We start from the raw sequence: 24813 nt of genomic DNA, 5'->3' as shown, positions 1-24813 counted from the left end.
GCGAACAATAAGGAGGTAAGGAAATTGATGAATGAGGTGCTTTCTATCGTGGAGTATTTAACAGCTTATAAACTAGACTATGAAATGTCTCAAGCTGATTTGTATGGTAATAGTGGACAATACACCGTATATCCAACCTCAGAAGAAGAGTTAAGTGAAATTTTCGCATTTGTTCATAAATATCAATTCACAGTCAATATCCAAGGTGCTGGATCTAAAAGGGGTTACGGGGGATTAATAGATCAAGCTGATTTACTTATTTCAATGGAAAAGTTTACGGGGATCGTTGAACATCAAAGTGGAGATATGACTTTAACCGTTAAAGCAGGAACGAAACTTGAGGATGTTCAACGTTATTTAGAGGATTTTAATCAAAAGTTAGCACTAGATCCCTTTATGCCTCACGTAAGTACAATTGGTGGTGTGATAGCAAGTAATGATAGTGGACCGAAGAGACTAAATTATGGATCGGCAAGAGACGCAGTCATCGGTTTAAGAGTAGTATACCCAGATGGTAAGGTGATTCGCACAGGTGGTAAAGTAGTAAAAAATGTTGCCGGCTATGACATGAATAAGTTGTTTATTTCTTCAATGGGTACACTTGGAGTGATAACAGAAGTCACAGTTAAATTACGTCCATTGGCAAAGAGTACAGCCACTTGCATCATATCTTTTCAAGGTGAAGATAGAAATACGATTTATTCTTTTACTAGAAATTTATTAAATAATAGTATTGAACCAATTAGTTGTGAGTTACTTGATCCAATTGTTTCTTATAAAATTAGCGGCATAAATAAACTATCTTTACTCATAAGCTTCGAAGATGTTGAAAAATCGGTGGAATATCAAATAAAGTATATTCAAAGTTTAATAGAAGAAGAAATGAATCTGATTGTTCTAAGAAATAGCGAGGAAAAACAGTTATGGGACCGACTTTATCAACTGCCTATTGATAAGGAGGCTGAACATAACAACGGTGAAAAGCTCTTTGCTGTTGCTAAAATAGGTACAATCAATCTAAACGTTATAGACATTCTCCTAAAAGTAATGGAGATTAGAAGAAATACCAACATTGATATTTATACGCATGGAGGAGTCGGTCATGGCTTGATGCAGCTATATATCAAGGGGGAAGAAAGAGAAATGATTGAAACGCTTACAAAAATGAGAGAAGTAACAAATGAAAATGGTGGTTATTGTATCATTAAACATTTACCGCTAGCTCAAAGGTTGGTGTTTGATACATGGGGAGAAACGAAAGGTGCTCATTATTTACTTGAAGGAATTAAAACGAAGGTCGATCCAAAAAAAATCTTAAACCGTAAACGTTATGTAGGGGGGATATAGGTGACAGTCTCACAACAAAAATCAAAGCAACCAGCTTGCAAAGACGGGGTGAGCAATTATTTGTGGAATGATGCTCCTGATGAAACGAAATGGGCAGATTGTGTGCATTGCGGGATGTGTTTAGAATCTTGTCCAACCTATGAGCAAACAGGTCAGGAACAGCATTCGCCAAGGGGGAGAGTTTATTTAATTAAGTCTGTGGCAGAAGGGAAATTAACGGTAAATGAAGAGTTTATGGATCCTGTATTTGCATGTTTAGATTGTCGAGCTTGTACAACAGCATGTCCGGCTGATGTTGATGTGGGTGGATTAATTGAAGAAGCACGAGGGCAAGTAAGGCAAGCTATTCCTCTAAAAGGATGGAAAAAGTCTGTAAACAAGTTATTTTTACATGGGATATTTCCACATGAAAATCGTCTGCAAACCTTAGGTGGACTGCTGAAGTTCTATCAAAAAAGTGGAATGCAAACATTGGTTAGAAAAACGAAGCTCATTCAAATAATGCCTAAACATTTAGTCGATATGGAAGGGGTTATGCCAAAGATTCATTCATCAGTAAAGAAAAAACATCGTAATGGGTCAGTAATTAAAGCAAAACAAGAAACTAAACGTGAAGTGGCGATGTTAACTGGTTGTGTAATGGATGTTATGTTTAGTGATGTCAATGAATCTACTATAAACGTGTTAACACGTAATGGTAATGATGTTCATATTCCTCAAAATCAAACCTGTTGCGGGGCATTACATGTTCATGCAGGTGATCGAGATATGGGTAGAAAACTAGCAAAACAAAATATTCTTGCCTTTGAGAACGATGATACAGTAATTGTCAATGCAGCGGGATGTGGCTGTATGATGAAAGAATATGGTGAATTATTTAAAGAGGAGCCAGAGTGGCGAGAAAAAGCAGAAGCGTTAGCAGATAAAGTGGAGGACATCTCGAAGTTCCTTTATGATACTGGTTATGAAAAGCCAAAAGCTTCCTTGAATAAAAGAATTACTTATCACGATGCCTGCCATCTTGCTCATGGTCAAGGTGTGAGAGAGGAACCACGAGATTTGTTATTAAATATTCCTGGAGTAGAGATGGTCCATATGCCGAATGCAGATCGTTGTTGTGGGAGTGCAGGTATTTATAATATTACCAACCCTGAAATGGCGGGAGCTGTATTAGCAAGTAAAATGGAAAACGTGCCAGATGATGTCGAGATGATTTCCATGGGGAACCCCGGCTGTATGTTGCAAATGGCCATTGGTGTGAAAAATCATGGGCGCAGTCAAAAGGTTGTTCATACTGTTCAACTATTAGATTGGGCTTACCAAAAGGAGAGTAGAGGATGAAGAAATGGAAATTAAAAACAAAAGATCGACATATTCATGGACTCTCTCAATTGTTAAATGATAAACAAGCTATTCTTTATCATAAAGAAGATTTAATCAGTTATGATTGTGATGGGTTTACGATTCACAAATCATTACCAAGAGCGGTTGTTTTTCCTCATTCAACCGAAGAAGTGGCACGAATCGTCAAGTATTGTCATGATCATGCCCTACCTTTTTTAGCGAGAGGTGCGGGTACAGGATTGAGTGGTGGAGCGATTCCCCTTAATAATGAGGTCATTATTAGCATGGTTAAAATGAAAAGACTAATTGACATTGACCTTGATAATAGGAGAGCAGTTGTCGAGCCTGGTTATGTAAATTTGAAACTCACAAATCAAATTATTGAACGTGGGTATTACTATGCACCAGATCCATCGAGTCAATATTGCTGTACCATTGGTGGGAATGTGGCAGAGAATGCTGGAGGTGCCCATTGTTTAAAATACGGTGTGACAACAAACCACATTTTAGGGTTAGAATTAGTCCTACCAAATGGAGAAATAGTTGAAATCGGTAGAAACGGTGTTTTAGATGAACCTGGTTATGACCTATTAGGCCTTATTACAGGTTCAGAGGGTACATTAGGTATTGTAACAAAAATCATCGTCAGAATATTAAAAAATCCAGAAGGAAAACAAACCGTGTTAGCCTATTTTGATGATATTGAAGACGGTAGTCAAGCAGTATCGGATATCATTTCAGCAGGTATTGTTCCGGCAGCACTTGAAATGATGGATAAGACAGCTATTGAAGGAGTAGAAGCAGCGGCTTTTCCGGTTGGTCATCCGAAAGATATAGCAGCTGTTTTATTAATCGAAGTAGATGGTATTGCAGCAGGAATCGATGAACAAATTGAGCAAATTTTATCGGTTTGTCGCCATCGTAATGTTAGAGAGGTAAGAGCAGCAAAGGATGAAAAAGAACGGGCAGCATGGTGGGCTAATAGAAAAACAGGATTTGGCGCAATGGGGGCAATATCACCTGATTATCTTGTTCAAGATGGCGTTATCCCACGTAGTAAATTACCTGAAGTTCTTCGAAGAATTAATAAGATCAGTGAAGAATATGACTTGCGAATTGCTAACATATTTCATGCTGGGGATGGGAACTTACACCCGCTTGTTTTATTTGACGCAAGAGTTCCTGGTGAAACAGAGAAAGCGCTCGCAGCTGGTAGTGCATGTCTAAAAGTGTGTGCAGATGTTGGTGGAACAATTACAGGTGAACATGGAGTAGGTATTGAAAAGAGGGAAGAAATGCGGTTCGTTTTCACTGATGAGGAAATTGCAGCACAAACGGATATTCGATCTGTGTTTAATACGGATAATCTTTTGAATGCTGGCAAGTTATTTCCGTCTCCAAGTAGATGTGCAGAAGTGAAAAAAGAAATAAAAGAGAAAATTATTGGTTAAATAATCGTAAGAATAATCTAAAAATCGTTGAAGCGATCAGTCAATCATGGTATATTTTTTTTAGAATAATAGAAACAGTGTTTCGTAATAACAAACAAGGAGGATTATCATGACGCAATATGTAGAAAAAGGCAGTCTTAAAATCGCGGAGGAATTATTTCATTTTATTGAAAAAGAGGCATTACCAGGAGCAGAGGTAGATTCAGAACAATTTTGGCAAGGATTTGAAAAGTTAATTGCCGATTTAACTCCGAAGAATAAACAGTTACTACAAAAAAGAGAAGACATGCAAACAAAGATTAATGAATGGCATACAACACAAAAAGCGTTTGATGCGAAACAGTATAAACAGTTTTTAGAAGATATAGGCTACTTGCTCCCAGAAGCTGATGATTTTGAAATTACTACTCAAAATATTGACGATGAGATTGCCATTCAAGCAGGACCACAACTAGTTGTTCCAATTAATAATGGGCGCTATGCAATTAATGCTGCCAATGCGAGATGGGGCAGTCTATATGATGCCTTGTACGGCACAGATGCGGTTAGTACTGAAGATGGGGCAACGAACGAAGGTGCATACAACCCTATTCGTGGAGAGAAAGTAATTGCTTTTAGTAGAAACTTTTTAGATGAAGTGATCCCGTTACAAGAAGGCAGTCATAAAGACGCGATCGCTTATACTGTTGAAGCCAGTGAACTAGTCATTACATTAAATAGTGGGACAAAAGAATCACTCCGTAATAAAGCATTATTTATCGGTTATCGCGGGACAGAAACAGAACCAACGGCCATTCTTTTGAAAAACAATCAACTACATTTTGAGATTCAAATTGATCGTCAACATCCAATTGGAAAAACCGATGATGCAGGAATTAAAGATATTTTATTAGAAGCTGCAGTTACAACGATTATGGATTGTGAAGATTCAGTTGCAGCAGTCGATGCTGAAGATAAAGTTCTAGTATATCGTAATTGGTTAGGATTAATGAAAGGAGATCTAACTTCTACATTTAAAAAAGGTGACCGAGCAATCACAAGGGCTATGAATGATGATCGTGAATATTTGGCACCTAATGGAGGTACCTTTTCGCTTAATGGACGCTCACTCATGTTTGTCAGAAATGTGGGTCACTTAATGACAAATGAGGCGATATTAACAGAAAATGGTGAGGAAATTCAAGAAGGAATTTTAGATAGTGTGATTACTTCACTAGCAGCAAAACATACATTACTTGGAAATGGAAAATATCAAAATAGTAAAAAGAATTCTATCTATATCGTAAAGCCTAAAATGCATGGTCCAGAAGAAGTGGCTTTTGCCAATGAGCTTTTTAACCGAACAGAAGATTTATTGGGACTCGATCGTTATACATTGAAGATAGGTGTAATGGATGAAGAAAGAAGAACTTCTTTAAACTTAAAATCTTGTATTAAAGAAGTAAAAGAGAGAGTTGTATTTATTAATACAGGATTTTTAGATCGTACCGGAGATGAAATGCATACCTCAATGGAAATGGGCGCAATGATTCGTAAAAATGATATGAAGTCAACAAAATGGCTGCAAGCTTATGAAACATCTAATGTGTTAACAGGGCTTTCTACCGGTTTTAAAGGGAAGGCGCAAATAGGAAAAGGTATGTGGGCGATGCCTGATTTAATGGCAGCCATGCTCGAACAAAAGGTGGCGCACCCTAAAGCTGGTGCAAATACAGCTTGGGTTCCTTCACCGACTGCAGCTACACTTCATGCCCTTCATTATCATCAAGTAGATGTGGCTAAAGTACAGCAATCATTATCAGTGAAAAAGACTGACTTAAGAGACGAGATACTTGCCATACCAGTGGCAAAGGATACTAATTGGACTGGGGAAGAAATCCAAGCTGAGTTGGATAATAATGCACAAGGGATATTAGGATATGTCGTTAGATGGGTTGATCAAGGCATCGGTTGCTCAAAAGTCCCAGATATCAACAATATTGATTTAATGGAAGACCGAGCGACTTTAAGAATTTCGAGCCAACATATGGCGAATTGGTTGCATCATGGTATTGTATCAGAGGACCAAGTGATGACTACTCTAAAAAGAATGGCGAAAGTAGTGGATGAACAAAATGCGGATGATCCATTGTATTATGCGATGGCACCGAACTTTGAGGAATCTGTTGCTTTTCAAGCTGCATGTGAACTAGTTTTTGAAGGAGTTAAACAGCCAAGTGGATATACCGAACCAATTTTACACCGTCGTAGAATTGAGGCAAAAGCGAAGTTTGCTGTAAAACAGTAAAAAAATAATGAATAAAAGAGTGGTTCGTTTGCGGCCACTCTTTCTAAATATAGTAAGAAGAGTGGGGCTTGAAATTGTAATTTAAAACTTAAATGATTGTAGTAGGAGGATTTTAAATGAAATTTGTAAGATTTACGATTAATAATCAATTATTACAAGGTATCATTGAAAATGGAGAGATCAAAGAAATCTCAGGTGATATATTCAATAAGTGGGAAGAGACAGGCACCTATTATGATCAAAGTGATGTTAAACTTATTTCTCCTATTGTTCCCAACCAAATTATCGGAATCGGTGCAAACTTTGTTAGTGATAAACAAGAACTACCAGAGGAACTACCAGCAGTTCCAGTGTTTTTCTTTAAACCGGTATCATCCGTAATCGGTCCGAATGAAGAGATAATCATTCCTAAAGGGATTGATCAAGTTAAATTTGAATCAGAATTGGCAGTAGTGATTGGTAAAGAAACAAAAGATGTCGCTGAAGAAGATGTGTTTGATCATATTTTTGGTTATACGATTGGTAATGATGTAACAGCTCCGCAATTTTTCCATCAAGACGGTCATTGGACGGTCGGTAAAGCATTCGATACATTTACTCCTCTTGGGCCAGTTATAGAAACAGAGCTTAAGCTAGAAGATACTCGCATTAGAGCAAATCTAAATGGTCAATTAAAGCAAGATAGCCCACCTGAGTTAATGATTATTTCTATACAAAAGATGATTGCTTTTCTATCGAAGGTAATGACTTTGAGGGCTGGAGATGTTATCCTTACTGGAAGCCCTCTAGGCGCCGAATTGATTGGTGAAGGTGATATAATTGAATGTGAGATTGAATCAATCGGTCAGTTAACAAATACAGTCGTAAGAAGTAAAGCGGAAGTAAAATCATAAATGATTTTTGTAGGTTTTGATTGAGGTGAAGGTATGGAAAGAGATAATATGGTGAAATCGGTAAGTAGAGCGCTTGATATTATTGATATGATCAGTTTAAGAAAGTACGGTATGGGTGTGACTGAAATTGCAAATGAAATGGATATCAATAAAAGCTCCGTACACCGCATATTATCAACTCTTGTGAAGTATGGTTATATCGAGCAAGTAAAAGATTCAGGCAAATATAAAGTAGGTTACAAAATATTAAATATTAGTACTAGGTTGCTTGATTCAATAGATATCCGCTCAGAAGCGAAGCTTTATTTACAGGATTTGGAGCAAAAGACGAATGAAGTCATTCATCTAGTGGTGCCAGATAATGACGAGGTTGTTTATATCGAAAAACTCGATGGGAATGAAGCATTGAGAATGCACTCATCCGTTGGCAAACGTGCGCCAATGCATTGTACATCTGTTGGTAAAGCGATTTTAGCACATCTACCAGTACAAGTAGTCAAAGATATTATACAGAGAAAAGGATTGAAACCTCATACAGAGCATACAATTACAGATGAGATGGCATTGTTAGAAAATTTAAAGATGATTAAGACAAAAGGTTTTGCCCTTGACTTAGAGGAAAATGAAACCGGAATTGTGTGTATAGCTGTCCCAATATTTGACTATCAAAATAATGTATGTGCTGCGATCAGTGTATCCGGTCCATTAATAAGAATGTCACAAGAGCGTTTGCAAGAACTCGCTCCCTTTATGGTTGATATTGGAAAAAGTGTTTCTGTACGCTTAGGGTATTTAGATGAATAGTCTCTTTCAGTTAATAAAAACGCTCCCTTATAAAAAAAAGGGAGCGTTTTTACTTTTTTTAAGTCTAATATCGCACGCTATTACCTCATCTGTTAATCAATCATTCTACTTATTAAAAACTTTAATTATACATAAAAAATATCAATTTATAATTTTCAAAATATTGTTGTAATTGCATAATAAATAAGTATAATTAATATATATAACATTTGTTGTATAACAAAATATTTTAGTTATATAACAACAAAGAGAATAAGGGGGAGTGTTTGTGAGTACAGGCGTTTTAGCAGTTATTTCTTTATTACCGATTATTGCTGTTGCCATTTTTCTTGTAGGACTTAAATGGCCGGCAAGTAAAGCCATGCCGATTTCCTTTCTAATTGCTGCCGCATTAGCATTATTTGTATGGAAGGTTCCATTCAATACTGTAGCTGCAGCAAGTGTAAATGGTTTAGTTGTGGCCATTACACTGTTATATATTATCTTTGGTGCAATATTATTATTGAATACTGTACAAGAAAGTGGAGCCATGAGAACCATTCGCCAAGGCTTCATAGATATTTCACCAGACCGTAGAATTCAAGTGATCATTATTGCTTGGCTCTTTGGCTCATTTATTGAAGGGGCATCAGGCTTTGGTACACCTGCTGCGGTAGCAGTTCCATTAATGGTTGGTTTAGGATTTCCTGCAATGGCAGCTGTTGTGGCTGGCATGGTCATTCAAAGTACACCTGTTACTTTTGGAGCTGTGGGTACACCTGTATTAGTAGGTGTACAAACAGGTTTATCTGCTAACCAAAGTATAACTGACAATCTCTTAAATGTTGTAACAACGATTGGTGGTCATGCCGCAATCTTGCATATGATTGCCGGTACCTTTATTCCATTATTTGTTGTTGCTTTAATGACTCGCTTTTTTGGTAAAAATAAATCTTTTGCAGAAGGAATTAAAGTATGGAAATTTGCACTGTTTGCAGCTTTTGCAATGACGATTCCATACGTGATTGTTGCAAATACACTTGGACCAGAATTCCCATCTATGACAGGGGGACTAGTTGGTTTACTGATAGTTGTACTTGCAGCTAGAAAAGGTTTTCTCCTTCCGAAAGATGAATCGTGGGATTTTGAAGAGAAATCAAAATGGGATCCTGAGTGGACAGGTAGAATAGAAGTGCAATTAAATAACAATGGGAAAACAATGGGGTTACTAAAAGCATGGTTACCGTATATCCTAGTGGGAGTCTTTTTAGTTTTAACGAGATTGAAAACGCTTCCTTTAAAAGAGTGGTTACAATCTATTGTTATTAAATTGGAAAATATATTCGGCTCAAGTATTACTGCAAGCTTTGAGATTCTTTATTCACCTGGAACAGTTCTTATTTTAGTATCAATTATTACATTTTTCATCCATGGAATGAATTTTAGCTCCTATAAAAAAGCATGGAGTAGTTCGGCAAAAACAACAGCTGCAGCATCTGTTGCACTTGTATTCACTGTTCCAATGGTTCAAGTATTCATCAATACTGGTGGTGGAGCCGCAGGTTATGAACAAATGCCAATCGAATTAGCAAATGGGGCAGCGGCATTAGCTGGAGAATTCTGGCCATTCTTTGCTACCTTTATTGGTGGGATTGGTGCATTTATCGCTGGTAGTAATACGGTTAGTAATATGATGTTTTCCCTTTTCCAGTATGATGTCGGTAGCCAAATTGGGGTGAACCCAAGCTGGATTGTTGCTTTACAAGCAGTTGGTGGAGCAGCGGGTAACATGATCTGTGTCCATAATGTTGTTGCTGCTTCTGCCGTAGTAGGACTCGTCGGTAAAGAGGGAGAAGTTATTCGTAAAACACTCTTGCCATTTGTTTATTACGCTTTATTTGCAGGTGCTATAGGGTACTCTATTGTATGGTATTCAAGTAAAGGCTTATTTAACCTCGGTACACTGATTGCTGTTCTTATCATTTTGGCTGCATTTTATATTATAGCCACGAACAATAAAAGGCTTAATACGTTGCATCAATATAATCAAACAATTTCAAAGTAATAACAAAAAAAGTAACCGCACTATATTTAGCGGTTACTTTTTTGTTAAAATTACCAGAAAAATAAGGGAAGAAAGACTAAGGCAGCAATAGCACCTAAAGCAATCCCTGCGCCGAATCCCCAGCCCCAACCGCCGCGACCGCAACCACCGCGACCGCAACCACCTCTGCGGTATCCGCTTGCATAACCGTAACCACCATAATTTTTGTTCATTGGACGTAAATACACTCTGTCGTTAGATACTCTTTCAATAATCCCACGATGAATTCTACCATCATTCATTTTGATTTCTACAGGCTTTCCTATTCCGTTAGAACAGCGATGATAATAACCACTCATTAAAATAACACCTCCGGGAAATAAAAATGCTTTCTCTCCTTATGGTATGTCCACCTTTCTTTTTTGAATAGGTGCATGTCCTATATGAAGAGCGGAGTTTTTATCCAGTGTCAACAACTAGAACATTAGAATAATATAGATAGTATAAAAGGAGGGGAACAATGAAATATTCTTATGAAGATGCTTTAGCCTATTTTCAAGTCCCATTTGCTCACCCTGGAGGGAAACAACTTACGAGTGAGTTATTAATTAATGAGTCTATTACGACAGAAACGACTATTCTCGATGCGGGTTGTGGAACAGGAAGCACATCTTATCTTTTAAGTGATTTATATGGTGCGAGAATAGAAGCAGTAGACAAACATTCAGAAATGGTACAGGCCGCAACTAGAAAGGCGAGCATGTTAACAAAACCCTTTCACGTATCGTTAGGTAATGTGGAGAAGTTATCTTTTTCTAATCAACAATTTGATCTGATTCTATCTGAATCAGTCATCGCCTTTACTAACGTGGCAAGTACTTTAAAGGAATTTGCACGTGTATTAAAAGACAAAGGGAGACTCTATTTAATAGAGATGACAAAAGAATCATCAATGACTAGTGAAATGGAAGAAGAAATGAAGGCGTTTTATCAATTAGAAAAACTGTTAAGTGAAAAAGATTGGACGAAAGCTTTAGACACTGCCGGCTTTAAAAAGGTCGAAGTTTTAAAAGCAAGTACGATTGCAGAGATGATTGCAGAAGGAGTGAAGATGGGAGACGATAGTTCCCATCAACATATCAAGTTATTAAAAGAAGATTTATCACAAGTGTTAATTGATCATTACCAACTTAACTTACAATTAAGTAACCATCTAGGCTATCGAGTGATACGAGCGATGAAAACGTAGCTCACATTTGATCGAGGGTAAGATTTAACTTTTGATAGATTGCTAATAATTGTTTAATTTCTTCATTTGTGAGCCGTGCAAATGTATTTTTTTGCAGTTGATGTCCGTCTTCAGCTGCTTTTCTTAACACTTCTAAGCCTTCATCAGTGATATCTAAATATGAAATTCTTTTATCATTTAAATCAGGTATTCGTTTAATATAATCCCGTTTAGATAACTTCTGAATAAGATGCGAAATAGAAGATGGTGCGATACCGAGGCTTTCTGCCAAATCGATAGGTTTCATTTTTCCATCGCGCTTTAAATGACTAAGCAGAAGAATATGAGAAATACCTAATCCCTCATTAAAAGATTGATTCCATTTAATAATCATGCGGTTGGTTACTTGTTCCATCGCATGAATAAGTTCAAAAACAGTTTGATCATTCATTTTATGCCAGGTCCTTCCCTACGTTTCATACAGTAATCATATCAAAAAAAACAATGATGCAACAAACGTTAGTATCTTTACGATGTTTTTTCCAATAATCGGATATTATCTGTCGAAATCAACTTCACGGAATCCATTTCATAATTACATATTGCTTATGTGTGAGATTGATATTAATAATATTCGAAAAAATAAGAAAAATATAATAAAATATAGAAAAGGAGGAAAGGCAAAGATGAATGATACATATATAACACATGAGCATGAACTTTTTAGAAAGTCCTTACGGAAATTTTTAGATAAAGAAGCTTATCCCTATTATTCACAATGGGAAAAAGATGGTATGATTCCTAGAGCTTTCTGGAGAAAAATGGGTGAGCAAGGCTTCTTGTGCCCAAACATCGACGAGGAATATGGTGGAAGTGGTGTTGATTTTGGCTACTCTGTCATTATAAATGAAGAATTAGAAAGGGTCGGATCCGGAACGATTGGTATCGGTCTTCATAATGATATTGTTATACCTTATATCACAACATATGGTACTGAAGAACAAAAGAAACGGTGGTTACCAAAGTGTGCGACAGGGGAATTCATTTCGGCGATTGCCATGACTGAGCCTGGCGCAGGTTCTGATTTGGCATCGATTAGGACGACAGCTATTAAAGTTGATGACCATTATGTACTGAATGGCGAAAAAACCTTCATTACGAATGGAATGAATGCAGATTTGGTCATTGTGGCTGTAAAAACAGATACGAAGGTGAATCCTCCATATAGAGGAATTAGCTTAGTTATAGTAGAGAAAGGAATGAAAGGGTTTACAAGAGGAAGGCAACTAAACAAGGTTGGCTTACATTGTCAGGATACAGCAGAGCTTATTTTTGATGATTGTATCGTATCTAGTGAAAATCTACTCGGTGAGGAGGGTAAAGGGTTTTACTATTTAATGGAAAAGCTTCAACAAGAACGGTTAATTGTTGCTATTGCTGCCCAAATTGCTGCCGAAGAAATGATAAGAATGACAACGGCTTTTATCAAAGAAAGAAAAGCGTTTGGAAAGGCAATTAGCTCTTTTCAAAATACGCAGTTTAAAATGGCTGAGATGGTAACAGATGTAGAGATGAGCCGTGCCTTTCTTCAAAAGTTAATTCATGACCATATGAAACAAAAAGATATTGTCACTCAAGTTTCAATGGCTAAATGGAAATGCACAGAGAATGCGAGAAGAATTGCGACAGAATGCATGCAACTTCATGGTGGATACGGCTATATGGAAGAATATGAAATAGCAAGAAGGTATAGAGACATACCTGTCGCCAGTATCTACGCAGGAACCAATGAAATGATGAAATCAATTATTGCTAAAAACTTAGGATTATAAGGGAGGATTTCTTTTGCGCGAAGTAGTTATTATTGATGGGATAAGAAGTGCAGTCGGAAAAAGGAACGGTTCTTTAAGAAATACACGTCCTGATGATTTAGCTGGTGCAGTCATTAAAAGTTTAGTAGAAAAAACAGGGTTAAATCCAACACTAGTAGATGATGTTATTTTAGGATGTGTATCACAAATAGGTGAACAAACAGGAGATATTGCTCGTGTGGCGGCTCTTATCTCTGGATTACCAATCACAGTTCCAGGAACAACGATTGACCGACAATGTGGGTCGAGTCAACAGGCGGTTCATTTTGCCGCTCAGGCGATTTCATCAGGTGATATGGATATCGTTATTGCTGGTGGCGTTGAAAGTATGTCGAGAATACCAATTGGTTCAAGTTATCAGGGTGTAAAACCGAGTGAGCAATTGACAAAGCAATATGAGATTATCCATCAAGGGTTATCGGCGGAAAGAATAGCAGAAAAATATCAGTTCACTCGTGCTCAACTAGATGAGTTTGCATATCACAGTCAAGAAAAGGCACTACTTGCTCAAGCAGAAAATCGCTTTAAAAATGAAATTATGCCACTGGAGTTAGTTGACGATAGTGGGGAAACATTCAACTTTGATCAAGATGAGGGGCCAAGAAAAGGAACGAGTATAGAGAAGTTAGGCGGATTGAAACCTTCATTTAAAGAGAATGGCATCATACATGCTGGAAATGCAAGTCAAATAAGTGATGGAGCAGGTGCTTTGCTCATTATGTCAGGTGAGAAAGCACGAGAATTAGGATTGAAACCAAGATTTAAAATAATTACCCGCGTCGTTATTGGGTCAGACCCTACTTTGATGCTTACAGGTCCGATAGCTGCAACTGAAAAAGCATTGCAAAAGTCTGGATTAACCTTAGCAGATATGGATGTATTTGAAGTGAATGAAGCCTTTGCTTCTGTGCCATTAGCGTGGTTGAAAGAAACAGGAGCTAATGCGAATAAACTGAATCCGAATGGAGGTGCTATTGCCTTAGGTCATCCACTGGGTGCAAGTGGAGCTCGCTTATTATTAACAATGATGAGTGAATTAGACCGTACAGAAGGTAGATATGGGTTACAAACAATGTGTGAAGGTATGGGTATGGCTAACGCAACAATTATAGAAAAAATCTTTTAATAAAAAAGGGAGGAATAATAGATGACAATGACGATTGCAGAAATCTTTGATTTAACGGTAAGTAAGTTTCCGGAGAAGGAGGCGCTATATGATGTCAGAAAAGATTTGAGGTTTACTTATCGTGAGTGGGCAGACGAAGTCAATGGATTAGCACAGGCGTTACATGTAGCAGGAGTGAAAAAAGGAGACCGAGTTTCTACTTATTTATATAATACAGAAGAATTAGCAACGACGTTTTTTGCCTGTGCAAAAATAGGTGCAGTATTTAATCCTATTAATTTCCGGCTGATGTCAGAAGAATTGTCATTTATTATTTCTGATGCTGAACCAAAGGTGTTTATTTTTGAAGAAACTCTACAGACAGCTGTTGAAAAAGTGGCCAATAGTTTCCCCACAGTTCAATTTTGGTCAATTGATGGCAATCATCCTCCTTTTGCCAAAAGTTATCATGAGCAAATCAAAGCTGTTAATAGAGAGAACGTAGAAGTGGAACTATCATCAGATGATCTATATGCGATTATGTATACGAGTGGGACAACTGGGAGACCAAAAGGCGTGCTGCATCGCCATAAAGATATGACAGAACAGAGTCTGATTGTTATCCATGCACTAAATTATCATCAGAATGATAATGGTTTAGTCGCTGCTCCTATGTTTCATTGTGCAGAGTTACATTGCGCTTTTTTACCAAGAGTTCATATTGGGGCAAAGAGTACCATTCTCCACCAGTTTGATGCAAAAAAAGCATTAGCACTGATTGATTCAGAAAAAATTACCGCTTTCTTTGCAGCACCAACAATGTGGAATATGTTGCTTCAAGAAAATTTACAAGCGTATAATCTATCAACATTAGAAAAAGGTTTATATGGTGCAGCACCAATGGCCCCTAGTCTCGTGTTTGCTTGTCGGGAGAAGTTGGGTGTTAAATTAACTCAAGCCTATGGGATGACTGAAATGGGACCAGCAATTACGTTCCTTAGTGATGAAGACCAGATTCGTAAAGCAGGCTCGGCGGGGCAAGCTTGCTTGAACCATGAGATAAGGATTGTTGCACCTAATGATAATGGTCATTCATATGATGATCAAGTCGTTCCAACTGGTACAGTAGGTGAGATCATTGTGAGAGGACCAAGTATGATGCAAGGTTATTATAAAAGAGAGGAAGCAACTAAAAAGGCACTCCATAACGGCTGGTATCACTCAGGAGATATGGGCTACCTCGATGATGAAGGCTTTCTCTATGTGAAAGACCGTGTTGATGATATGGTGATTTCAGGGGGAGAGAATATTTATCCACGGGAAGTAGAAGATGTTATCCATGCACATCCTTCCGTGTTAGATGTAGCTGTATTAGGTGTACCAGATGAGCATTGGGGAGAAGTTGTCATTGCTTACGTTGTCAAAAAAGAGGGGAATATTACTGCTGAAATTTTAGATGCATTTTGTAAACAAAGTGAAAGCCTTGCAAATTATAAAAGACCAAGAAGATATGAATTTGTGGAAAGTCTACCGAGGAATGCTAGTGGAAAAATCCAAAAATTTGTATTAAGAAATCAGGAACAATTGCAAAAATAACCGCCAGTAAATGGAAGGGATAACATATGTTAACAGGTGTGAAAATAATTGATTTTACAAACTATTTACCAGGTCCTTTTGCCACGCTTAGATTGGCAGAACTAGGAGCAGAAGTAATTAAAATAGAAGGACCCAATGGTGATCCTGCACGACATGTAGAGCCGATGGGCAAAGGTCAAGGTGTCATATTTACGAGTAATAATCGGGGTAAGCACAGTCATTTCCTCAATTTAAAAGATACAACCGATTTAAATAAGGTGAAGGAACTAATACTAGAAGCAGACGTAATCATTGAAAGTTTTCGACAGGGTGTGATGAAGCGTTTAACATTAGACTATGAAACGATCCAAACATATCATCCCACAATTGTCTATTGTTCATTGGTTGGGTATGGTGAAAATACTCTTTATTCTACCTTTGGAAGTCATGATCTGAATTATATGGCCATTAGTGGGATGTTAGCACAATGGAAGGATGATATGGGACGTCCCATTCATCCTTCTCAACAAATAGCTGATTTAGTCGGAGGGATTGTGGCAAGCGAAAGAGTTTTAGCAGGTCTTGTTCAAAGAGGGATAAATGGAAAGGGTAGCTACCATCAAGTAAGTATGGCAGATACAATGACGGCTTTAATGGGTAACCACCATCTCGTTCATCAAGTGACCGAAATGAAACAAGGTGTAGAGGTTTTAGCAGGGACCATTGTTAACTATTGTTTATACGAAACAAGTGATGGTCGCTATATGGCATTAGGCGCATTAGAGAAGAAATTCTGGCAATCTTTTTGTTTAGCTGTTGAACATCCCGAATGGATAGCATGTCATATGATGAAGGTAAGTGATCCTGTTTATAAACAAGTTTCTGCAGTTTTTAAGGAGCAATCATTTACTGATTGGATAGGTGTTAGCGAGCAAGTCGATTGTTGCTTAACACCTGTGTTAGAAATCGATGAAGTACCCAAAAGTAGTTATCATCAACAAAGAGGAAATTTCGTTTATGATGATAACTGGTCGTGTATTCAACAATATTCTGACTTGAGAAATCCTCAAAAAAAGAAATAGGGACAAAAGAACTTAATAATCGTCAAACATATATAGTAACAACTTAGAATATAGTGTTATAATAGATAAACCTTAAAAAGTGATTTGTGTTTAAATGAAGGTTTATTTTGCAACGTAGATCACAAAAAAGTGAGTGATGATTGTAAGTGAAATTTATTAAGATGATACCTAATATGCTTACTTTAGGCAATTTATATTGTGGATTTTTGTCTATTGGATTTGCTGCTCATGGCCAATATAATAATGCGGCGATATTGATTATTATCGGGATGATGCTTGATAGTATGGATGGTCGTGCAGCGAGAATGTTAAAAGCAGATAGTACGCTAGGCAAAGAATTAGATTCATTAGCCGATGTTGTAACTTTTGGAGTTGCACCGTCATTTCTCGTATATTATACATACTTTTACCAATTTGGTTCTATTGGATTATTAGTTTCTGGGTTATTCCCGCTATTCGGTGCATATCGCTTAGCACGATTCAATATTGGTACTAGTAAGCAGTCCATGCATTATTTTATCGGTGTTCCGATTACTGCCGCTGGTGGTATTTTAGCTATCCTAACATTGTTTGGCCATTGGGTGCCCAGTATTATTACGACAGTTGTATTTACTGCGCTTTGTTTTTTAATGGTCAGTCGTATTCGCATTCCGAGTTTAAAAGATATCCCATTACCAAAGTACGGGACAATTGTGACAATCTTTTTAGGCTGTATGCTTTTTGTTCTTTATAAAGGGACATATGGTTCCTATCCTTATTTAATTTATATTGCCACTCCATTGTACATTGCCTATTTAGCGTACCGCTTTAAAAAGAACCAAAATAATAAGACTTCCGACTAGTAAGAATCTTACAGTTTGGGAGTCTTTTTTTGTTGTTAGAAAACCATTAAGTCATGAATGCAATTGATTCTTTCAGAGAGGGAAATCATTTTATAAAAAAAGGATGAAGGAGGTTTCTCCTTCATCCCATAGCTAAAATAAAATTAGCTTGAAAAGAAAACTTTTTCAGTATTATATTTTGCTTTTAACTTATTAATAATGTAGGTTTCGTATATTTCACGCTCAACGGGATCATCAACATACATACATGCAATTTTGGTTACTTGTTCACGGTGATTTTTAATGGGAGACACTTGGTCGTCGAAATGCTTTTTTACACGTTGTCTTAGTTTACGTGCTTTCCCAACAAAAAGAAGGTTCTCTTTTTTGTCAAAGAATAAAATCATTCCACCTCTATCTCTTGGAATCTTTGTAAAGTCCGTAAAACCATATAAATGGCTGATGGCCGTTGTTCCTTGTTCCCCGCCAGGCTTCTTTTTAGTGATAACTAAGTCTGGTTGAGGTATTTCAATATTAATCATCAATAATCACTTCCTATTCTAGCAATCATCGTACCACAACCTACATAAAAAAGCCCATACTTCCGCGTATTTTTCTTTAAATGTTTTTAAATCATATAATGTAGACAAAATAAACGTTTTCAAAAAATGAAAGTTTGAAAAATTGATAATATTTTTAGGTTGATTTTTACAATTTCTCCATAAATTTATGGGTATATTGATGAAATTTACAAAGGCTTTACAAAAGGTTAATAGAGAATTAAATATGATTCGTTATATTGGGGTTAACACAAACAAAACAGCTAAAAGCAATCTAAAGTGGAGGTTTTTCTATGCTAAAACTTCGAAAATGGAAGAGTATTTTGTTACTTTTGTCACTTACCTTAATTTTGACTGCATGTAATGGTGGTGAAGAAGAAGGAGAGGGACAAGCCAGTACAGGTAACGGAAGCACGATATCCATTTCTGGTTCTACGTCAGTTGGTCCGCTAGCGGAAAAGCTAGCTGCTAAATATATGGAAAATGCGGATGTGAATATTGAAATCAATCAAATTGGTTCTTCAGCAGGAATTACAAATGCAATAAGTGGAGTTTCCGAAATTGGTATGTCTTCTCGTAACTTAGAGTCAGGAGAAGAAGAAGAAGTAACACCTACAATCATTGCTTTTGACGGAATTGTAGTCGTTACACACGCAAACAATAAAGTAAAAGATTTAACAATGGATGAAGTGAAAAAGATCTTTACTGGTGAAATAACAAACTGGAAAGATGTGGGCGGTAAAGATATGGAGATTGTTGTCGTTTCACGTGAAGACGGGTCAGGTTCGAGAGATGCTTTTCAGGAAATTGTTGACTACTCTTCTGGTGAATTAGTGCGGAGCTCAATTATCGCTAGTGGGAACGGAAATATAAAAACGACGGTTGCAACAAATGAACATGCTATTGGGTTTATCTCTTTTGAATATATAGATGATACAATTTCAACGATTAATATTAATGGGGTAGAACCAACTGCTAAAAATGTGATTGAAGAGAAATATCCATTATCTCGTCCTTTCCTTTTCGTGCATAAAGACTTATCAGAGGAAAGCCAAGCGTTTATTGATTTCATTTTAAGTGAAGCTGGGCAGGAAATAGCTGCAGAAGCAGGGGCTATACCAATTATAGAAGAATGATGCTACATCAAACAATTAGCAAGTGACTTTGGAGGTATGTGTTTTGCCAAATCCATCAGAAGTAAAACAAACAAATAAATCTAATCGATTAAAATATATTATGGAGTTCATTTCAGAGAAGTTGTTTTTAATCTGTGCGCTAATCTCTGTGCTTAGTTTATTTCTCATTATTGGATTCGTCTTCTTTAAAGGATCGAATCCATTCATTGCAGACGGATATAGCTTTATTGATTTTATCTTTGGCTCTGATTGGATACCGAGTGAAGATAAGTATGGAATTTTTCCAATGATAGTTGCTTCCATTTATGCAACGATTGGAGCGCTTGTCATTGGAGTACCAATTGGGTTATTAACGGCGATCTTTTTATCGGAAATAGCTCCAAAACCAATTGCAAAGATTATTTCACCAGCTGTGCAATTGTTAGCGGGTATTCCCTCTGTATTATATGGTGTATTCGGCCTAGCGATTATTGTTCCTTTCTTACAAAATAATCTTGGCTTAGTAAAAGGGCAAAGTTTAATAGCGGTTATTCTCGTATTAGCGATCATGATGTTACCTACAATTGTAACCGTTGCTGAAACAGCCATTAGGGCAGTACCGAAAACGTATAGAGAAGGTTCCTTAGCATTAGGTGCCTCGCCAATCGGAACCATCTTTAAAGTCGTTGTTCCAGCAGCAAAATCAGGTATTATGGCAGCGATTGTATTAGGACTAGGACGAGCAATTGGAGAGACAATGGCAGTCATTCTTGTTGCTGGTAATAGTTTGATTATACCAACAAGCTTAACGGATAGTGTAAGGCCACTTACAACGAATATTGCCCTTGAAATGGGTTACGCTTATGGTACACATCAGGAAATGTTATTTGCGACAGGAATAGTATTATTCTCATTCATTCTAATATTGAATTTCGTATTAGCAAAAATAAGTTCGAAAGGTGGGAAGTAAAGTGAGAAAGTTTAAAGATAATTTATTATTAGGCTTATTGTGGTTTGGCGCTTTCTTAACTGTAGCTATCCTACTTATTATCGTTGGTTATATTTTTTATAAAGGTATCGGGTTAATTAATCTTGATTTTATCTTTGGTGACTATTCACCTGTCGGCGGCGGTGGAATTTGGCCAATGATTATTACTACCATTTATACAATTGTGATATCGTTAGTCATTGCCACTCCAGTTGGGATTTTAGCAGCAGTTTATTTACAAGAGTACGCGAAACAAGGAAAGCTCGTTCGAATGATCCGGTTTGCAACAGAGAGTTTAACGGGTATTCCATCTATTATATACGGATTATTCGGTGCTGTATTTTTTGTTACCACATTGGCGATGGGGATGTCTATTATTTCAGCATCCTTGACCTTAACAATTATTGTTTTACCAGTGATCATCCGTACAACAGAAGAAGCATTAAAAACAGTACCAGCTAGTTACCGAGAAGGTTCCCTGGCATTAGGTTCAACAAAGTTACAAACACTATATAAAGTCATTTTACCTAGCGCTATGCCAGGGATCTTATCAGGGATTATCCTCTCAATGGGACGTATCATTGGTGAATCAGCAGCAATCTTTTTAACAGCAGGTACAGTAGCTGCAATGCCTGAAGGGATTTTCTCATCAGCGAGAACATTAACGGTTCATTCGTATCTTGTTACACAAGAATCTGGTGATATTGAATTAGCAGCAGCAATTGGTATTGTGTTAATTGTAATGATTCTTGCTCTAAACTTTGCTGCAACATTTATCTCTAAAAAGCTTAATAAAGCTGACTATTAAAAAGGAGTGTTCTATTCATGAATACAACACTAGAACGTAAAGAAGTAAAAGAGTCTGCAAATGTTGAACATCAAAATGATCAGCGTTCAGTGAAAATTAGTGTAAGAGACTTAGATTTATTCTACGGTGAGAACCAAGCGCTTTATCAAGTGTCATTAGATATTCGTGAAAAAGAGGTAACAGCATTAATTGGTCCTTCTGGATGTGGAAAATCGACTTTCTTAAGAACATTGAATCGTATGAATGATTTAATTGATAGTGTGAGAATTAATGGAGATATCCACATTAATGGCAATAATATATATCAATCAAAAGATGTTATTGAACTTAGAACAAAAGTCGGTATGGTTTTCCAGAAGCCAAATCTATTTCCAATGAGCATCTATGATAATGTAGCCTATGGGCCTAGAATGCAAGGGATTAAAAATAAAAAAGAATTGAATAAAATTGTTGAAGAAAGTTTACGTGGAGCAGCGATATGGGACGAAGTAAAAGATCGTTTAAAAACTTCGGCACTTGGTTTATCAGGTGGTCAACAACAACGTGTTTGTATTGCCAGAGCAATTGCCATGAAACCAGACGTCATATTAATGGATGAGCCAACTTCAGCACTTGACCCCATTTCAACACTTAAAGTAGAAGAACTTATTGCTCATTTGAAGAAAGATTATACGATCGTCATCGTTACTCATAATATGCAACAAGCTGCTCGTGTATCCGATAAGACAGCGTTCTTCCTCAACGGAGAAGTCATTGAATTTGAACAAACCGATCAAATCTTCTCCATGCCAAAAGATAGCCGTACAGAAGATTATGTGACTGGCAGATTCGGTTAAAAAAATAAACGTGAGGTGCCGAACAAATTTCCATTGTTAAATAGGGATTTGTTCGGCTCTTTTCTTTGGGAAAATGTATGATTGATGCATAGATACCAAACTAATGAGATGTGAGAATAGCGCAAAAGGGGGGAACTAGACAACAGGTGAGCAATTTCGGATATGGGCTATGTAAATAGCTAAACATAACCAACAATAGGTTAACTTCCAATTTAATGGTTGCAAAACGGAAACTAATCTAGAGAAGTAAAACCTAAACATTGGTCTTCTTCCCTTAGCACTATAAAAAAGACTAGAACAAACGTTCAACCATACCAGTTTGTCCTAGCCATTCTGTAATTTAGACATTTGTCCATTTTCTAAAAAAGGTATTAATTACTAATGACTTTCTCAATATACACTCTGCCAGAAAAGAAAGTCGCCCCGCCTCCCATATCAGCGACTCTATCAGGTGTGAGGGTATTAACGAGATGTTTCTTACCTGGCTCATCAGCCCAAAGACCTTGACTAACAACAACCCCAGGAAGTACGTTTTCTCCGACAGCAGCGGTTAACTCACATTCTCCTCGATCATTAAAGATTTTTACTAGATCTCCATCTTCAATTCGATAAGCCTGCGCGTCCTTGCTATGCAAATGGATTTTTGGTTGTTTTTCTAATTTAATATGCTTGTCATTATTAGAAAAAGTACTATTTAAAAAATTATGGTTCGGTGCTGGTACGAATAAAAATGGCGCATCGCCTTCATCTACAATTGGATTGTAGGTCGGCAGTGGATTTAAACCGTCCTTCTCCATTAATTCAGAATAAAGTTCAATTTTTCCACTTGGTGTCTTAAGTTTGCCAGGAAGTAATGGACGTACGTCTGCTTTCATAAAGCGATTTTCTTTTAGACGCTCAAAATTAATTTCCTTCATATACTCATTCTTTGTATTCGCTAAAGCGGATGTGATTAAATCTTCTTCGGAATCCTTAAATAAATCTTCAGTATATCCCATATAATGTGCTAGCTGTTGAAAAACAAGATGATTGGACCTTGACTCACCATACGGTTCTATGACTGGTTCATGCAAATGAATATAATGGTGCCAATAAGACGTGTAAAAATCTGTATTCTCATATGATGAGGTAGACGGCAAGATAATATCGGCATATTGAGCTGTTTCCGTTAAGAACAAATCATGAACCACTAAAAATAAATCTTCTCTTTCAAGCCCTTTTTTCACTAGATTACTATTTGGCGCAATAACAGCCGGATTACTACCATAAACGTACATGGAGCGGATAGGTTCATCTTTTTGTACTAAAGCTTCACCTATGAGATTCATATTAATCGATCTTGTCTGTTTATTTGCTAATAAATCGGGACGCTGCATAACCGCGGTATTGAAAGCTAAAAACCCAGAGTTTGATTTTAGTGCGCCACCACCTTTATGCAGCCATTGGCCTGTTAGAGCAGGAAGGCAGGATATGGCACGTACATTCATCCCACCATTATCATGATGTTGCAATCCATTGCCAATCCGGATAAATGACGGGGTACTCTGACCATACTCTCTTGCTAATTGATAAAGATCATCAATAGATACCCCTGTAATAGAAGAGACTACTTCTGGCGTATATTTTTTTACATGTGTTCGTAATTGCTCATGTCCAATGGTATACGTTTCAAGAAATTCCTCATCTACCATATGCTCAGCGAACAAGATATGCATCATCCCAAGTGCAAGCGCACTATCCGTACCTGGTTTAATGGGAATAAACCAATCAGCCATTTTGCCTGTTTGATTTTTATGGACATCAATCACGATGATTTTTGCTCCATGTTTTTTTGCTTTTCGGGCAAGGATAACTTGATGCATATTCGTACTGACAGCATTAATTCCCCAAAGGATGATGAGCTTGGCTTCACTTGTTTCTTCCGGATCTGTGCCAAAGCCTCCACCCATTGTGTAACGGTAACCTTCTTTACCTGCTGCTTGACAAACTGTTTGTTCTAGTCTACTGGCACCTAAGCGGGAAAAGAATCGGCGGTCCATTCCTTCAGCAGCCACTCTACCCATATTACCGTAAAAGCTATAGGGAAGAATACTCTCAGGGCCGTGTGTTTTAATTAAATCTTTCCATTTATCTGTAATTATTTGTAGTGCGTCATCCCAACTGATCTCCTCAAATTGAAGACTACCTTTTGGACCAGTTCGTTTGAGAGGGTGAGTTAATCTCTTTGGGTCATATAGCCGTTCAGCCATATTTCTTACTTTATTGCAAATATTCCCTTGCGTAACAGGATGGTTAGGATCGCCTTCCACTTTAATGATTTTCCCCTCTTTTTTATGTATGAGTAAACCACATTGGTCTGGACAATCAAGTGAACAAACGGACGTGAAAATGCCCTCTTTCTCGGTGTGAATCGTCATTTTGTAATCTCCTTTATTCTTGGCAAGCTTTATTGTCTATTTAGCATGTTTTTATTAATAATTATTATAATAGGTTACTTCTCTTCATCCTGCAATGATAAAATATTTATTTCTATTGACAATTCATAATTATTAACATATGATACTTTCATATTAATTAAATTCTATTCAATTCGTTGACGAGAAAGAGTAGTTGTGCACATCTTATCCAAAGAGAGTTAGCCATTTGCTGAGAGGCTGACGTTAAGACCACAATGA

Annotated in this window: 21 protein-coding genes; 17 read left to right on the top strand and 4 right to left on the bottom strand. The window is 37.1% G+C overall.

Features of this window, described 5'->3' with window-relative positions; translation table 11 throughout:
• Positions 1-27 precede the first annotated feature (27 nt).
• From LCM23_RS19570 to LCM23_RS19540, 7 genes are all read left to right on the top strand, one after another.
• Positions 28-1347 (top strand): FAD-binding oxidoreductase, encoded by a 1320-nt coding sequence (locus LCM23_RS19570; RefSeq protein ID WP_224938505.1) that lies wholly within the window; start codon positions 28-30, stop codon positions 1345-1347.
• The gene (locus LCM23_RS19565) at positions 1348-2688 is read left to right on the top strand and encodes a (Fe-S)-binding protein (RefSeq protein WP_095373007.1); all 1341 of its coding nucleotides are present in this window, start codon (positions 1348-1350) and stop codon (positions 2686-2688) included.
• The gene (locus LCM23_RS19560) at positions 2685-4142 is read left to right on the top strand and encodes an FAD-linked oxidase C-terminal domain-containing protein (protein WP_224938436.1); all 1458 of its coding nucleotides are present in this window, start codon (positions 2685-2687) and stop codon (positions 4140-4142) included. Before LCM23_RS19565 ends, LCM23_RS19560 begins: the two co-directional genes overlap by 4 nt.
• A 109-nt stretch (positions 4143-4251) precedes the next feature.
• Positions 4252-6429: a malate synthase G gene (locus LCM23_RS19555; RefSeq protein WP_224938435.1), complete on the top strand. Its 2178-nt coding sequence runs from the start codon at positions 4252-4254 to the stop codon at positions 6427-6429.
• Positions 6430-6545: 116 nt separating this feature from the next.
• Positions 6546-7322 carry a fumarylacetoacetate hydrolase family protein gene (locus LCM23_RS19550; RefSeq protein ID WP_224938434.1) on the top strand — a complete coding sequence of 259 codons (777 nt, stop codon included), beginning with the start codon at positions 6546-6548 and terminating at the stop codon, positions 7320-7322.
• Between the two features lie 33 nt (positions 7323-7355).
• Complete coding sequence (locus tag LCM23_RS19545) at positions 7356-8126, top strand: IclR family transcriptional regulator (protein ID WP_224938433.1); 771 nt, start codon at positions 7356-7358, stop codon at positions 8124-8126.
• Positions 8127-8394: 268 nt separating this feature from the next.
• Positions 8395-10170, top strand: coding sequence for an L-lactate permease (locus tag LCM23_RS19540; protein ID WP_224938432.1), 1776 nt, complete (start codon positions 8395-8397; stop codon positions 10168-10170).
• A gap of 50 nt (positions 10171-10220) precedes the next feature.
• On the opposite strand, the gene LCM23_RS19535 is transcribed toward LCM23_RS19540, so the two are convergent.
• Positions 10221-10508, bottom strand: a complete 288-nt coding sequence (locus LCM23_RS19535) for a hypothetical protein (protein ID WP_224938431.1) — start codon at positions 10506-10508, stop codon at positions 10221-10223.
• Positions 10509-10669: 161 nt separating this feature from the next.
• On the opposite strand from LCM23_RS19535, the gene LCM23_RS19530 reads away from it, so the two are divergent.
• Entirely contained in the window at positions 10670-11398 is a 729-nt protein-coding gene (locus tag LCM23_RS19530) for a class I SAM-dependent methyltransferase (RefSeq protein WP_224938430.1), read from the top strand.
• Between the two features lies 1 nt (position 11399).
• On the opposite strand, the gene LCM23_RS19525 is transcribed toward LCM23_RS19530, so the two are convergent.
• On the bottom strand, positions 11400-11828 hold the full coding sequence (locus LCM23_RS19525; protein WP_224938429.1) for a MarR family winged helix-turn-helix transcriptional regulator: 429 nt from the start codon (positions 11826-11828) through the stop codon (positions 11400-11402).
• Between the two features lie 235 nt (positions 11829-12063).
• Between LCM23_RS19525 and LCM23_RS19520 the strand changes: the two genes are divergently transcribed.
• From LCM23_RS19520 to pssA, 5 genes are all read left to right on the top strand, one after another.
• The gene (locus LCM23_RS19520) at positions 12064-13209 is read left to right on the top strand and encodes an acyl-CoA dehydrogenase family protein (RefSeq protein ID WP_224938428.1); all 1146 of its coding nucleotides are present in this window, start codon (positions 12064-12066) and stop codon (positions 13207-13209) included.
• Between the two features lie 13 nt (positions 13210-13222).
• Positions 13223-14374 carry a thiolase family protein gene (locus LCM23_RS19515; RefSeq protein WP_224938427.1) on the top strand — a complete coding sequence of 384 codons (1152 nt, stop codon included), beginning with the start codon at positions 13223-13225 and terminating at the stop codon, positions 14372-14374.
• A 21-nt stretch (positions 14375-14395) separates the two neighbouring features.
• Positions 14396-15949, top strand: coding sequence for a fatty acid--CoA ligase (locus LCM23_RS19510; RefSeq protein WP_224938426.1), 1554 nt, complete (start codon positions 14396-14398; stop codon positions 15947-15949).
• A 26-nt stretch (positions 15950-15975) separates the two neighbouring features.
• Positions 15976-17010: a CaiB/BaiF CoA transferase family protein gene (locus LCM23_RS19505; protein WP_224938425.1), complete on the top strand. Its 1035-nt coding sequence runs from the start codon at positions 15976-15978 to the stop codon at positions 17008-17010.
• A gap of 146 nt (positions 17011-17156) precedes the next feature.
• Positions 17157-17852: a CDP-diacylglycerol--serine O-phosphatidyltransferase gene (gene pssA / locus LCM23_RS19500; protein ID WP_095373020.1), complete on the top strand. Its 696-nt coding sequence runs from the start codon at positions 17157-17159 to the stop codon at positions 17850-17852.
• 143 nt (positions 17853-17995) lie between these two features.
• On the opposite strand, the gene LCM23_RS19495 is transcribed toward pssA, so the two are convergent.
• Positions 17996-18373, bottom strand: coding sequence for a nucleotide excision repair endonuclease (locus LCM23_RS19495; RefSeq protein ID WP_224938424.1), 378 nt, complete (start codon positions 18371-18373; stop codon positions 17996-17998).
• 311 nt (positions 18374-18684) lie between these two features.
• On the opposite strand from LCM23_RS19495, the gene LCM23_RS19490 reads away from it, so the two are divergent.
• Genes LCM23_RS19490 through pstB form a run of 4 tightly spaced genes read left to right on the top strand, consistent with a single transcriptional unit; the run spans position 18685 to position 22138 of the window.
• Complete coding sequence (locus LCM23_RS19490; protein WP_224938423.1) at positions 18685-19527, top strand: phosphate ABC transporter substrate-binding protein; 843 nt, start codon at positions 18685-18687, stop codon at positions 19525-19527.
• A 43-nt stretch (positions 19528-19570) separates the two neighbouring features.
• Positions 19571-20476, top strand: coding sequence for a phosphate ABC transporter permease subunit PstC (gene pstC, locus LCM23_RS19485; RefSeq protein ID WP_224938422.1), 906 nt, complete (start codon positions 19571-19573; stop codon positions 20474-20476).
• A 1-nt stretch (position 20477) separates the two neighbouring features.
• Positions 20478-21302: a phosphate ABC transporter permease PstA gene (pstA, locus tag LCM23_RS19480; RefSeq protein ID WP_224938421.1), complete on the top strand. Its 825-nt coding sequence runs from the start codon at positions 20478-20480 to the stop codon at positions 21300-21302.
• 17 nt (positions 21303-21319) lie between these two features.
• Positions 21320-22138, top strand: coding sequence for a phosphate ABC transporter ATP-binding protein PstB (gene pstB / locus LCM23_RS19475; protein WP_224938420.1), 819 nt, complete (start codon positions 21320-21322; stop codon positions 22136-22138).
• A 371-nt stretch (positions 22139-22509) separates the two neighbouring features.
• Here pstB and LCM23_RS19470 read toward each other — a convergent pair whose 3' ends face one another.
• Positions 22510-24555 carry a molybdopterin-containing oxidoreductase family protein gene (locus tag LCM23_RS19470; RefSeq protein WP_224938419.1) on the bottom strand — a complete coding sequence of 682 codons (2046 nt, stop codon included), beginning with the start codon at positions 24553-24555 and terminating at the stop codon, positions 22510-22512.
• Positions 24556-24813: the final 258 nt, after the last annotated feature.

The organism is Cytobacillus kochii (genome assembly GCF_020171845.1).
GTDB classification, from domain to species: domain Bacteria; phylum Bacillota; class Bacilli; order Bacillales; family Cytobacillaceae; genus Cytobacillus; species Cytobacillus kochii.
This window is presented reverse-complemented; position numbering and strand designations above follow the sequence as displayed.